We start from the raw sequence: 12,984 nt of genomic DNA, 5'->3' as shown, positions 1-12,984 counted from the left end.
CTATCCTGGGCAGCACGTCAACAGCGGGACGACAGCACGGCAGCAGCTCGGCAACAGCTCAACAGCAGCGCGCCAACAGCGCGTCCACAGCGGTCAGTAGCCTCGGGGGTCGGGTGTCGCAGTCGCGTTGGGTGCCCGGGCTCAGGTTCGGGCCGGAGTTCGACCCGGAGCAGTACGAACTCCTGGAGTTCCATCACCGGGGCGGCGAGGCCGAGGTGTGGCGGGCGGTTCGTACCGGACACAACGGGCGCAAGGAACTCGTCGCCGCGAAGATCATGCTGGAGCGCGACCCGGCCGAGGTGCGGCGCTGGCTCGGCCGCTGGGACGACGTCTCGCACAACGCGCACCGGCTGGGCGTCACCGACCTGGTGGTGCCGAGCTTCCTGCTCGGCCCCTCCCCGCACCGGCCCGGCACCCCGCCCGGCAACGCGCTGCTCGGCTACCAGATCTCGCCCTGGGTCGACGGCGCGCCACTGCACACCTGGGCGCGCGGCCAGCGCGGCGGCCCGGCCGCGGTGGCGGAGGTACTGACCAGGCTCTGCCGGATCGTCGACGAACTGCACCGCAAACGCTGGGTGCACCGCGACATCTCCCCCGCCAACGTCCTGGTGGACGGCCAGGGGCAGGTCAAGCTGATCGACCTGACCTTCCTCGCCCCGCTGGACCACACCCTGACCGTCGCGGTGTTCACCCCCGGGCACGTCCCGCCGGAGGCCGAGCAGGTGGGCGGCTTCCCGACCACCGCCAAGGACCTGTTCGCGGTCGGCACCCTCGTCCGCACCCTGCTGCTGCCCGACCACGGCCGCCTGGACCACCGGCTGGCCGCCGAGCAGGCCCGCGCCGAACTGCTGGCCGCCGGCTACAGCGAGGAGTTGGCGCGCTGGGCCTGCGAACCGCTGGCCCGCGAACCGGACCGCCGACCCTCCCCGCTCGGCCCGTGGATCGCCCGGGGCCGTGAACTGCTGCGCGCCCACCGGCCGGTGGCCCGCACCGCGGGCCTGGCCGTGCTGCCCGACCCGACCGGGCGGCCACTGGTGGTCACCGGCGGCGCCGACGGCACCGCGCTGGCCGGCCCCGGCGGCCTCGGCCGGAGCCTCCCCGCAGGCCAGGGGCCGTCCGCGGTACGGGAGTTGACCGCCGGGTGGGCCGGACCCCAGGGCGAGCTGGTGGTGTGCGCCGAGGACCGCGGCGGCACCCTGTGGGTCGGCACGACGACCGGCTGGTGGGAGGCGGCGCGCGGGGTCAACGGCCTGGCGGGGGCGGTCGGTTCGACCGGGGAGATGACGGCCTGGACAGCCGCCGGCGGCGCGCTGCGCTCCTACCGCTGGGCCCCCGGCCGCACCCTGACCGGCCAGGAACACCCCGGCTGCCCGGCCGACCGGGTGCTCGCCGCCGAGGAGGAACGGCCCGGCGCCTGGCTGCTGCTGGTCGAGCACCGCGAGCGGGTGCTGAGCTGGCGACCCGGCACCGCGCGGCCGCCCGTCCCGGTCGGCCCGGCCGGCCCGCTGCGCGCCGCGGCGCTGGCCCGCACCTCCGCCGGGCCGCAGGCCGTCACGCTGCGGCCGGACGGCTCGGCCCAGTTGCACACCCTCGGCGCGGCCGGGGCGGGAGCGGGAACGGGAGGGGGAGGGGCCGGAGCGGGCCCCGGAGGGGCTGGGACGGCCGGAACGGAGATCGGCGACGGCGAACCCTCGCTCGGCATCGCCATGGTCGGCCACCGCGGCGGCCCGACCGTCGCCCTGGCCGGCGCGGGCGGCGTACGGCTGCGCCTGCCGGCCGGCGGCGCCTCCCGCCGGGCGCGCTGGTGGCGGCCCACGCTGCGCCCGGCCACCCGGGTCGCGCTGGCCATGGGCGACGACTGGCGGCTGTGCCTGGCGGCGGTGGTGGAGGGCGAGTTGCAGGTCTGGCAGGAGGACGCGGCGTACCGCTGGCAGGCGGTGGGGCTGCCGGAGGGCTGACCGGCCGGACCGACGCCGAGGCCCCGGAACCCTGGCGGGGGTTCCGGGGCCTCGGCCCGGCGGTGGCGACTCGGCGGTTCGGTGGTTCAGCGGCTCGACGGCTCGACGGCTCGACGGCTCGACGGTTTCAGCGGCTCAGCGGCTCAGCGGAAGCGGCGCAGCCGGAGGCTGTTGCCGACCACGAAGACCGAGGAGAAGGCCATCGCGGCCCCCGCGATCATCGGGTTGAGCAGGCCGGCGGCGGCCAGCGGCAGGGCGGCGACGTTGTAGCCGAAGGCCCAGAAGAGGTTGCTCTTGATGGTGCCCAGGGTCTTGCGGGAGAGCCGGATGGCGTCCGCCGCGGCCAGCAGGTCGCCGCGGACCAGGGTCAGGTCGCCGGCCTCGATGGCGGCGTCGGTGCCGGTGCCCATGGCCAGGCCCAGGTCGGCCTGGGCGAGCGCGGCCGCGTCGTTGACGCCGTCGCCGACCATCGCCACGACCTTGCCCGCGGCCTGCAGCCGCTTGACGGTGTCGACCTTGTCCTGCGGCATGACCTCGGCGATCACGTGCTCCGGCGCGATGCCGACCTCGGCCGCCACGGCCTCGGCCACCGCCCGGTTGTCACCGGTCAGCAGCACCGGGGTCAGACCCAGCGCCCGCAGCTTGCCGATGGCTTCGGCGCTGGTCGGCTTGACCGCGTCGGCGACCTCCAGCACGGCCCGCGCCTCGCCGTCCCAGCCGACCGCGATCGCGGTGCGGCCGGCCGCCTCGGCGGTGCGCTTGGCCTCGGCCAGCGCCTCGGGCAGGTGCTGCGACCACTCGTTCAGCAGGGCCTCCCGGCCGGCCACCACGGCGTGGCCGTCCACCACGCCCTGGACGCCCAGGCCGGGGACGTTCTCGAAGCCCTCGACGGCGGGCAGTTCGCCGGCCTTGGCGGCGGCGGTGGCGATCGCCCGGGCGATCGGGTGCTCGGAGGCGTGCTCCAGGGCGCCGGCCAGGCGCAGCGCCTCGGCCTGGTCCACGCCCTCGGCGGTGTGCACCGCGAGCAGGGTCATCTGGCCGGTGGTGACGGTGCCGGTCTTGTCCAGGACGATGGTGTCGACCTTGCGGGTGGACTCCAGGACCTCCGGGCCCTTGATCAGGACGCCCAGCTGGGCGCCACGGCCGGTGCCGACGAGCAGGGCGGTCGGGGTGGCCAGGCCCAGGGCGCACGGGCAGGCGATGATCAGCACGGCCACCGCTGCCGTGAAGGCGGCGGTCCAGCCCTCGCCGGTGCCCAGCCAGTAGCCGAGGGTGGCCACCGCGAGGGTGATCACGATCGGCACGAAGACCGCGGAGATCCGGTCCGCGAGGCGCTGCGCGGCGGCCTTGCCGTTCTGCGCGTCCTCGACCAGCCTGGCCATCCGGGAGAGCTGGGTGTCCGCGCCGACCCGGGTGGCCTCGACGACCAGCCGGCCGCCCGCGTTGACGGTGGCGCCGGTGACGGCGTCCCCCACCCCGACCTCGACCGGCACGGACTCGCCGGTCAGCATCGAGGCGTCCACGGCGGAAGCACCCTCGACGACCACGCCGTCGGTGGCGATCTTCTCGCCCGGCCGGACCACGAAGCGCATCCCCACCGCGAGGTCGGCGATCGGGACGCGCACCTCGGCTCCGCCGCGCAGCACCGTCACGTCCTTGGCGCCCAGTTCCAGCAGCGCCTTGAGCGCTGCCCCGGCGGTGCGCTTGGAACGCGCCTCGAAGTAGCGGCCGGCCAGGATGAAGGCGGTGACGCCGGCCGCCGCCTCCAGGTAGATGTTGGACGAGCCGTCGCTGCGGGCGATGGTGAACTCGAAGCCGTGCCGCATGCCCGGCATCCCCGCGTCTCCGAAGAACAGCGCCCACAGCGACCAGAGGAACGCGGCGAGGGTGCCGAGCGAGACCAGGGTGTCCATGGTCGCGGCGCCGTGCCGGGCGTTGGTGAACGCGGCCCGGTGGAACGGCCAGGCGGCGTAGGTGACGACCGGTGCGGCGAGGGTCAGCGACAGCCACTGCCAGTTGTCGAACTGGAGGGCCGGCACCATCGCCATCGCGATCACCGGCACGGCGAGCGCCACCGCGGTGAACAGCCGCTGGCGCAGCGGGGCCAGTCCGTCGGCCTGCTCGGCGTCCGCACCCGGGGCCGCTTCGGAGGCCGGGGGCTTGGGCAGCGCGGCGGTGTAGCCGGTGGCCTCGACGGTGGCGATCAGATCGGCGACCTCGACCCCGCCCTCGAAGGCGACCTTCGCCTTCTCGGTGGCGTAGTTGACGCTGGCGGTGACCCCGTCCATCCGGTTGAGCTTCTTCTCGATCCGGGCCGCGCAGGAGGCGCACGTCATGCCGCCGATCGAGAGTTCCACCTCCGCTGAGGCGGGTGCCTGCGTAGTCATCGTCGCTCCTCGTGACAGTTGTCGTGCGGTTGCCGTGCGGTACGTTCCCCGGCCGGGCCTTCATACCTCGGAGGGGTATCGGGCGGCGCCGGGTTCATTTATACCCCCGAGGGGTATCGACCGCAAGGCCTGACCGGGCCTGACCGATACCCCCGCCCTGTATTTTTCGGGGCTGCGACTTGCTTGACTTGATACCCCCATGGGGTATTCACTCAGGGGCACCGAGCCCCGCCCGCCCCGCTTCCGTTCCGCGCCACGAGGAGAAACCCCGCCATGAACACCCCGCTGCGCATCACCGCCTTCGCCGCCGGACTCGCCGCCACCTTCGGCCTCGCCCTCGGCGTCGGCCACGCCACCGGCAGCGCCCCCTCCCCCAAGCCCGCGCACGGCACGCATGCGGGGCACACCGAGGAGTCGGACGGCGGCGGCGCCGAGCACCTGCCAGGCGGGCTCCAGGTCTCCGAACGCGGCTACACCCTCAGCGTCGAGAACCCCTTCGTGACCGCCGGCTCCCCCACCGACCTGCGGTTCCGCATCCTCGGCTCGGACGGCAAACCCGTCACCGCCTACCAGCCGCAGCACGAGAAGGACCTGCACCTGATCGTCGCCCCGCGCGACCTGTCGACCTTCCAGCACCTGCACCCCACCCTGGCCGCCGACGGCACCTGGAGCACCCCGACCGCCGTCCCCGCCGCCGGCGAGTACCGGGTCTTCGCGGACTTCACCCCGGCCGGCGCCGCCGAGGGCCTCACCCTCGGCGCCGACCTGCACGCCGCGGGCGACCTGCGGCCCGCCCCGCTGCCGGAGACCGGACGGACCGTCACCGTCGACGGCTACACCGTCACCCTGGGCGGCGACCTCACCCCCGGACGCAGCGGCACGCTCACCCTGAGCGTCAGCAGGGACGGCAAGCCCGTCACCGACCTCCAGCCCTACCTCGGCGCCTACGGCCACCTCGTCGCCCTGCGCGCCGGCGACCTCGCCTACCTCCACGTCCACCCGGACACCACCACCCCGGGCCCGGAGATCGGCTTCACCACCACCGCCCCGAGCAGCGGCAGCTACCGGCTCTTCCTCGACTTCAAGCACCAGGACACCGTCCGCACGGCGGCCTTCACGCTGAGCACGGACGGAGCTGCCGCCCCGGCCGCCGCCCCCACTGCCCCCGCCGCTGAGCACACCGAGGGCGCGGGCGGCCACCAGCACTGAACAGGCGCATTCGGAAGGTGCCGGGCGATCCCTGACGGATCGCCCGGCACCTCGCCATTCATCCGACCTGCCGGAGCACCGAGCGGAGCAGGGCTTCGGCGCTACCCGGGGTGGCCCTCCAGAGCTGCATCTCGGCGTGGGCGGCCCGGCGGCGGGGGCTGATCGCGCGGACCGGTCTATGACCAGGCGTTTGATCGGCTGCGGGCAGCAGCGCTCGATGTTGCGCCGTCGCGGCGGCTTATCGCTCGGATCGCAAAGGAACTTGAGTCATGATCACCGACCAGAGCAGCTTGGACCTGAGCCGCGCCACCTGGCGAAAGAGCGAGTTCAGCGCCAATCAGGGGAACTGCATCGAGGTCGCGAACGGCTTCCCCGGCATCGTCCCGGTTCGAGACTCCAAGGACCCCAGCGGGCCGGCACTCGTCTTTCCTGCCGCCGCCTGGTCCGCGTTCATCGCCGCCATCAAAACCAGCGAGATCCCCAACACCTGAACACCGTTGCGCGAGAAGTCGGCCCAGCCGACTTCTCGCGCAGACCTGCCACGCCCCAACGCCCCCTCGGTGCCACTTTCCCGTCTTGGAAAGATCGAGTTCTTGACCACGCTCTGTACCCCCGGGAGCATCGAACGAGACAGGGACCACTCACGACGCAAGGGGGCACACGATGCTGCGCTGGTTGTCCGGGGAAGGCTCTTGCCGTGACGGAACGTGTCCGACGCTCTGGGGCACCGAGGATGGGAACTACGTCGTCCAGGGGTACGTGATCACCGACCCGGAACACCTGGCTGAGCTCAGGCTCTCCGCCGGTGAGACCGCCGTGCTGGTTCCGTCCGCCATCTTGAACGGCTACTTTGATGTCCGCAGGTCGAGCAGCAAGGGTGGGGACTACGTGATCAAGGGCTACTAGATCACCGATGGCGACCGACTGGCGGAACTGAAGCTGCCCGCCGGCGAGGACGCCGTACTCGTCCCGTCCGCCGTACTGGAAGGCTATCTCTGTGCTCAAAGGTGAAGACTTCGGCCGACTGTTCCAGACCTTCGAGCGGACGGCGTTCCGATTGGAGACACTCGCCGAGTACGACGTGGATGCGGAGCGCGAGGAGTTCGCGGACTTCCTCGCCGGCAAGGGACTGCCCGCGACGTGCTCTGACAACCCGTGGGTCCGTTCCATGACCGACCGTGGCAAGCAGGTGGGCAGAGTGCACGTGCTCAGCTCGCCGCTGACGGACTACCTGCGCTACGAGATGGCCTCGTACCCCGGAAACATCAAGGCCGGCGAGACCATCGGCATCCTCGACACGACCCACCAGGCCGTCTCCGGCCTCCCGGATCACGACTTCTGGCTCTTCGATGACGCCAAGGTCTACCGGATGCACTACACGGACGCCGGACAGTTCATCGGTGCCGAGTTGCTGCCGCACGACCGACTCGACGAGTACTGCCGCTACCGGGACATCGCCTTGGCTCACGCCGTGCCCTTCGAGGAGTACACGGCCGGTTGAGCAAGGCAGAACAGCACGACCTGGGAACAGCCCTGCGGGCGCTTCGGATCGCCTCGGGCAAGACCGCAGAGACCGTCGCCCGTAGGGCTTCCATGTCTCCGGCGAAACTGTCGAAGATCGAGAACGGCCGAGTCCTTCCCACCGTCCAGGACGTAGAGCTGATCCTGACGGCCCTCGAAGTCTCCGAGGCGGCCAAGGCCGAGTTCCTGGCCCAAACGAGAGCTGCTGCCACCGAGGCCACAGCATGGCGCGAGCTGCGCCGGACGGGCCACTGGAAGCACCAACAGGGCATCCGGGCCATTGAGGCCCGGACCAGCACGCTCAGGCTGTTTCAAGGCCAGTTGATCCCGGGCCTTCTCCAGAGCCCGGAGTACATTTCCGATCTGTTCGCGATGAAACCCGAGCTGACCGACGAAGCCAAGGCGAAGTCCAAGGCCGCCCGGCTGGAACGACAGACCGTGCTGTACGACCAAAGCCGGTCCTTCCACTTCGTGATCTGTGAGCATGTGCTGCGATGGCGCATCGGGCACCCGATGGTGATGGGAACGCAGATGGACAGGCTGGTCTCCCTGTCCCGGCTCCCCAACGTGACCATTGGCGTGGTGCCCCTCACCCGTCAGATGCCGAACTTCCCCATGACGTGCTTCAGCGCTCACGACGACCGGTTGGTGATCGTGGAGACGTTCCACGCGGAGATCACCACACGCGACCCGAAGGACGTGGAGGTGTACCTCTCCACATTCGCGCAGTTCGATTCCGTGGCGCTTCACGGGGACGAGATGCGAAGCATGGTCGAGAGCATCCGGGACGAGTTCTTTCGTGAACGGGAAGGCCGGTAGGTCAGCCCCACTCCGCACTCCTAACCTGGCTCTCGCCTGCATCGCCCAGCAACGGGCGTCGGGTATGCCCGCTGCTGTGAAGCAGCTCATGAGCGGAGCTGGAGGCACCACGTGAACACCACAGACCTCCTCAGGTCGCCGAACACCGTGCTGGCCAACGCCGTTGACGATGCCCTGGACGTGCTCCGGCCCCGCCTCCTGGAGGCCGGAACGGAACGGATCGAGTTCACCGTGGGGACGCAGCTCAATGGGCGTCCACACATCGGCACGCACCTGGTGCAGAGCCTGTCGTTCCTGGTCGCCGAGCGGGCCCGCGATGAGTTCGGGGTCGACGCAGCCGTGGACTTCGTGGCGCTGGACAATGCCCCGGCGGAGACGGTCAATGACAGCGGCCGGATGTACCAGCTCGCCTACCATCACCAGCTCGCTGACCACGGCATCCGCGCCCTGGTCGCCGAGTACTACGCCCCTCTCCTCGACGCAATGACCAGCCGCACGGGCGTGGAGTACCGGGTCAGCACCTACACCGACCAGCAGGCGAGCCCGGAGTTCCGGGCCGAGTTCCTGCGAACGCTGGAGTACCTGGACCAGATCCGGTTCTGGCTGGCCCCGGCCAGCGGCACAGCGCACATCCGACTCCCCTGCCCGACGTGTGGGTGGTCCCAGAGGTACGCCGACCACACACGGCTGCTCGAACTGGACGACTCAGGGGCGCTGTTCGAAGCGATGTGCCACGAGCACGGCCGCTACGAGGCAGACGTCACACCGCTCGGCGGCGGGTACCTGGACCTCTCCACCCTGTACCGGAACGTGGTCAAGGAACGCTCCTACCGCCCCGGCGACAGCACGTTGCACGTGATGGTGAAGGGCGGCGACTGGGCGTTCGGCTGCCAGCTGGTGGACGGCGCACACGTCGCGATCGGGGCGCCGGCCGCTCCGGTGCCGCTGCGCGTCTTCACCCCTCAGATCCTCGGCAGCGACGGCGGGAAGCTCTCCAAGAGTCTCCTGCGCGCCGCCGCCGACGCCGGAGACGCGACGGGAGACAGCACCGCGGAGTGGCTGCTCGACCCGGCCGCCTGGCCCGGCACGCAAGCGGACTACGTCGAAGCGCTCACGGGTGCCGGTGAGCTGATGCTCAGCAGCCCGAGGCACTTCTTCCGGTCCTACACCACGACCGCATTGGAAGCCCTGATGACCACCCGCCAGCCTGCCAGGAACCAGTCCCAGGCGCATGGCCGTCCCCGCAACATCCAGATCTACAAGCAGTACTTCGACCTGATCGCCGACGGCTCCAAGACCGTCGAAGTCCGGGTCGCCTACGCCTCGATGAAGCGGATCAGGGTCGGGGACCTGCTCAACTTCACCTGTCGTGGCGAGGAGTGCCTGACCCGGGTGACCCGCATCGGCACGTACCGGACCTTCAAGGAGATGTTCGGCACCGAGAATGTCGCCTCGGTCAACCCGCACGCGACCGAGGCCGAGCAGTTGCGGGCGATCCACGCGATCTTCCCGCCCGAGAAGGAAGCCCTCGGCGTGATCACGTTCGAGATCGAGCGAGTGAACCCCGGTGAGTAGGCGCAGGCGCGTCCTGGTGGTCTGCCAGGGGAACCACTGCCGTTCCCCGATCGCCGCCCTGATCATCGCGCAGCGGTCCGGGGGCGCGCTGGACGTGCGCTCGGCCGGCACCCGCGACTGGCACGTGGGCAAGCCCGCGCACCCGCTGATGATCGAGGCCGCCGCCGCCTTCGGCTACGACCTGACCGGCCACCGCGGCCGGCTCCTGGACGAAGAGCTGCTCGGCTGGGCAGACGACGTGATCGCGGTCGACGACGAAACGGCGCTCGCGGTCGAAGTCGTCGTCGGCCCCGACCTGCCGGCGAGGCTCCTCGGCTCGGGCATCACCGACCCGTGGGGCGGCGGTCCCGAGGACTTCGCCGCCGCCGTCCTGGAGATCCAGGAGGCCACGGCCCTGTTCCAGGCGGCCCGCCCCTGTTTGACACGAGAGGTCGGCCCGGCCGACTTCTCGCGCACGACCCCTTCCCGCCCGCTCACTCGGCGGCCTCAGGCCCGGGAGTGAGCGTCAGTGGTGACCGTGGCCCGCGTTGTCGGGGCTGCCGCCCATCAGGCGGAGCATCGGGGCGCCGCCCGTCCGGAAGAAGCGGACCAGGAGCAGAGCTGAGAGGAACAGGAAGGCGATGTTGAGCCAGGTGGTGTAGTTCCACTGCACGCCCGCCATCGGGATCTCCGCCTCGCGCGAGTTCGGGACCAGGCCGAGCCAGCCGAAGAGGTACTCCACCACGTAGCCGCCCAGTGCCATCGCCACGTAGAACGTGCCGAGGAGGAACAGCGCCATCCGGGCGCCGTAGTACTTCCGGTAGATGTTGAGGATCGGCAGGATCAGCAGGTCCGCGAAGATGAACGAGATCACCCCGCCGAAGCTGATCCCGCCCTTCCACAGCACCACGGCCAGCGGCACGTTGCCGATCGAGCAGACGAAGGACGCGATCGCGACCGGCGGGCCGACCAACGGGCCCCAGAGCTTGGCGGCCAACGGGTGGTCGGTGAAGAAGAAGGCCTGCCAGAAGGAGTCGGGCACCCAGGCGGCGATCGCTCCGGCGATGAGCAGGCCGAGGACGAGGTCGCGCAGGATCGCCGCCCACTCCATCACGAACACGTGCGACACCGCGGTGACGCCCGGCGGGGACAGCAGCCGGCGGGCGAAGGAGCCCTCTCCGGCCACCGACATGTCCATCGCCGCGTGCCCCTCCATCGAGCCCGCCCGCCCGTGCTCCGCCTGCTCGCGGGCCTCCCGCAGCAGCGGCTCGCGCAGCCGCAGCCGGAACAGCACGGCGAGCAGCGCGATCATCACCGGACCGCCGACGAACTCGGCCGCGGTGAACTGCCAGCCCAGCAACAGGGCCAGGATGACGCCGAGTTCGACCACCAGGTTGGTCGAGGCGATCTCGAAGGCCATCGCCGCGGTGAAGTTCGCGCCCTTGCGGAACAGCGAGCGGGCCAGCGCGACGGCCGCGTACGAGCAGGAGGAGGAGGCCGCGCCGAGTCCGGCGGCGTGGGCGAGGGTGCGCGGCCGGTCGTCGCCGAGCAGTCGGACCACGGTGGCCTTGTGAACGACGGCCTGGACGACGGCGGAGAGCAGGAAGCCGAGGATCAGGGCCCAGGTGATCTCCCAGGTCATCGACCCGGCGATGGACAGCGCGTGGAGGATCGCGTGCATGGCGGCCGACGTTATACCCACGGCGGGTATCCGGCAGCCGCGGCGCGCCGATCAGGCTCAGCGCCCCGGGCGGCAGGGGGTGGGGATGCCCCGGGACGGTTCGGCGGCCGCCGCCGCAAGGGCGGCGGCCAGGCAGGCGAGCAGGCAGCGGGCGACGGGGTGGCGGGCGGCGCGCAGCAGGGCGGCCGGCAGGAGGGTGGGGACTTCGCGGGGTGTCATCGGGGGCTCCTTCACACGGGGTACGGACGGCGGGGGCATTGACGCCGGGGGCACGGGGCCGGGGGCCGCGTCGGGTGACGCGACCCCCGGCGGGGTGGGTGGGGGTGGGGGTCGGCCTCACGCGGCCGTCGCGGACTTCGTCCCGGCGGCGCCGGCGGCCTCGGGGCGCGGGGTGCGCAGGGTGACCGCCGCGAGCAGGCCGCCGGCCACCGCGATGGCCGCGGAGCCGAGGAAGGCGGCGGAGAAGCCCGAGGTCAGGCCTCCGGCGGTGGCGTCCGGGGTGCGGGCGCCGGCCAGTGCGGTCATCGCGGCCAGGCCGAGGGCCGAGCCGACCTGGTAGCCGGTGTTGACGATGCCGGAGGCGAGGCCGCCGTCCTGCGGGGGCGCGCTGGAGATCGCGGTGCCGAGGGAGGGGATGAAGGCGAGCGCCATGCCGATCGCGGCGAGCAGCGAGGCGGGCAGCACGTCGGTCCAGAAGTTGCCGTCCGGGCGGGCCAGCGAGAGCCCGAACAGGCCGGCGCCGAGGGCCACCATGCCGGTGACGACCAGGGCCTTGGGTCCGAAGCGGGCGATCAGCCGGGGCGCCAGCGTGATCATGATGCCCATGATGGCGACGGTCATCGGCAGCAGGGCCGCGCCGCTGGCGAAGGCGCCGAGGTGGAGCACCTGCTGGAGGTAGAGGTTGAGGAAGAACCACATCGGCACCCAGGCCGCGGCCAGCAGGAACTGGGCGAGGTTGGCGGCGCCGAGGTTGGGCACCCTGAAGATGCTCAGCCGCATCAGCGGCTCGCGGCGCCTGCTCTGGACGACCAGGAAGGCGATCAGCAGCAGGGCCGCGACGGCCAGCGTCAGCAGGGTCGGGGCCGAGGCCCAACCCGCCTCCGGGGCACGGACGATGGCGTACACCGCGGCGGCCAGGCCGCCGGTGACGGTGAGCGCGCCGACGAGGTCGATGCCGCCGCTGCGCCGGGGCGCGGAGGGCATCAGCGCGGGGGTGGCCAGCAGCGCGACCACGGCCACCGGGATGTTGATGTAGAACACCCACGGCCAGCTGACGTACTGGGTGATCAGGCCGCCGAGGAAGACGCCCGCGGTGCCGCCGGCCGGGGCCGCCGCACCGTACAGGGCGAAGGCCTTGGTCAGTTCCTTCGGGTTCCCGCCGAAGAGCGTCATCAGCAGGGTGAGCGCCGAGGGGGCGATCAGTGCGGCGCCGAGGCCCTGGACGCCGCGGCCGGCCAGCTCGGTGGGGACGTTCTGGGCGAGACCGGCGAGCAGCGAGCCCGCGCCGAGGATCGCCCAGCCGGCGCTGAACAGGCGGCGGGCGCCGAGCAGGTCGGAGAGCCGTCCGCCGAGCAGGAGCAGGCCGCCGAAGGCGACCACGTACGCGTTGAACACCCAGGACAGGTCCTCCTGGCCGAAGCCGAGGGCGTCCTTCATCCTGGGCAGGGCCACCCCGATGATCGAGGTGTCCATGATCACCACGAACTGTGCGGCGGCGATCAGCGCCAGGGCGCGCCACCTCCGGGGGTTGGGCCCGGTGTCGTCGGTTGCCATCTCTTACTCCCTACCCGTTGGGGGTATCGGCCGCGGACAGGAAAGGCCCGCGGCGATGATTTCGGCGGTCGTGTCGTCAACT

The 12,984-nt window shown here is 71.7% G+C and carries 12 protein-coding genes; 8 read left to right on the top strand and 4 right to left on the bottom strand.

Features of this window, described 5'->3' with window-relative positions; all coding sequences use genetic code 11:
* Window positions 1-113 precede the first annotated feature (113 nt).
* On the top strand, window positions 114-1,958 hold the full coding sequence (locus tag ACFWP2_RS33215) for a serine/threonine protein kinase (RefSeq protein WP_380458451.1): 1,845 nt from the start codon (window positions 114-116) through the stop codon (window positions 1,956-1,958).
* 143 nt (window positions 1,959-2,101) lie between these two features.
* Here the strand turns inward: ACFWP2_RS33215 and ACFWP2_RS33210 are convergent, their stop codons facing one another.
* On the bottom strand, window positions 2,102-4,345 hold the full coding sequence (locus ACFWP2_RS33210; RefSeq protein WP_380458449.1) for a heavy metal translocating P-type ATPase: 2,244 nt from the start codon (window positions 4,343-4,345) through the stop codon (window positions 2,102-2,104).
* A 273-nt stretch (window positions 4,346-4,618) separates the two neighbouring features.
* Between ACFWP2_RS33210 and ACFWP2_RS33205 the strand changes: the two genes are divergently transcribed.
* The 7 genes from ACFWP2_RS33205 to ACFWP2_RS33175 all read left to right on the top strand — a co-directional run bounded on the left by ACFWP2_RS33205 (window position 4,619) and on the right by ACFWP2_RS33175 (window position 9,971).
* Complete coding sequence (locus ACFWP2_RS33205) at window positions 4,619-5,554, top strand: hypothetical protein (protein ID WP_380458448.1); 936 nt, start codon at window positions 4,619-4,621, stop codon at window positions 5,552-5,554.
* A 269-nt stretch (window positions 5,555-5,823) separates the two neighbouring features.
* Window positions 5,824-6,045 carry a DUF397 domain-containing protein gene (locus ACFWP2_RS33200; RefSeq protein ID WP_380458446.1) on the top strand — a complete coding sequence of 74 codons (222 nt, stop codon included), beginning with the start codon at window positions 5,824-5,826 and terminating at the stop codon, window positions 6,043-6,045.
* Window positions 6,046-6,217: 172 nt separating this feature from the next.
* Window positions 6,218-6,460 carry a hypothetical protein gene (locus ACFWP2_RS33195; protein ID WP_380458444.1) on the top strand — a complete coding sequence of 81 codons (243 nt, stop codon included), beginning with the start codon at window positions 6,218-6,220 and terminating at the stop codon, window positions 6,458-6,460.
* 91 nt (window positions 6,461-6,551) lie between these two features.
* On the top strand, window positions 6,552-7,055 hold the full coding sequence (locus ACFWP2_RS33190) for a DUF6879 family protein (protein ID WP_380458442.1): 504 nt from the start codon (window positions 6,552-6,554) through the stop codon (window positions 7,053-7,055).
* Complete coding sequence (locus tag ACFWP2_RS33185) at window positions 7,052-7,894, top strand: helix-turn-helix domain-containing protein (RefSeq protein WP_380458440.1); 843 nt, start codon at window positions 7,052-7,054, stop codon at window positions 7,892-7,894. The genes ACFWP2_RS33190 and ACFWP2_RS33185 overlap by 4 nt, the downstream gene beginning before the upstream one ends.
* A gap of 111 nt (window positions 7,895-8,005) precedes the next feature.
* Window positions 8,006-9,469, top strand: a complete 1,464-nt coding sequence (locus ACFWP2_RS33180; protein WP_380458438.1) for an ASCH domain-containing protein — start codon at window positions 8,006-8,008, stop codon at window positions 9,467-9,469.
* A complete protein-coding gene (locus ACFWP2_RS33175; RefSeq protein WP_380458436.1) occupies window positions 9,462-9,971 on the top strand; it encodes a low molecular weight phosphatase family protein in 510 nt (169 codons plus the stop codon). Before ACFWP2_RS33180 ends, ACFWP2_RS33175 begins: the two co-directional genes overlap by 8 nt.
* A 3-nt stretch (window positions 9,972-9,974) precedes the next feature.
* Here ACFWP2_RS33175 and ACFWP2_RS33170 read toward each other — a convergent pair whose 3' ends face one another.
* The 3 genes from ACFWP2_RS33170 to ACFWP2_RS33160 all read right to left on the bottom strand — a co-directional run bounded on the left by ACFWP2_RS33170 (window position 9,975) and on the right by ACFWP2_RS33160 (window position 12,902).
* Window positions 9,975-11,129 (bottom strand): permease, encoded by a 1,155-nt coding sequence (locus ACFWP2_RS33170; protein ID WP_380458434.1) that lies wholly within the window; start codon window positions 11,127-11,129, stop codon window positions 9,975-9,977.
* Between the two features lie 57 nt (window positions 11,130-11,186).
* A complete protein-coding gene (locus tag ACFWP2_RS33165; RefSeq protein WP_380458432.1) occupies window positions 11,187-11,348 on the bottom strand; it encodes a hypothetical protein in 162 nt (53 codons plus the stop codon).
* 117 nt (window positions 11,349-11,465) lie between these two features.
* The gene (locus ACFWP2_RS33160; protein ID WP_380458430.1) at window positions 11,466-12,902 is read right to left on the bottom strand and encodes an MFS transporter; all 1,437 of its coding nucleotides are present in this window, start codon (window positions 12,900-12,902) and stop codon (window positions 11,466-11,468) included.
* Window positions 12,903-12,984 lie beyond the last annotated feature (82 nt).

It is taken from the genome of Kitasatospora sp. NPDC058444, from assembly GCF_042721415.1.
In the GTDB taxonomy this organism is placed as follows: domain Bacteria; phylum Actinomycetota; class Actinomycetes; order Streptomycetales; family Streptomycetaceae; genus Kitasatospora.
This window is presented reverse-complemented; position numbering and strand designations above follow the sequence as displayed.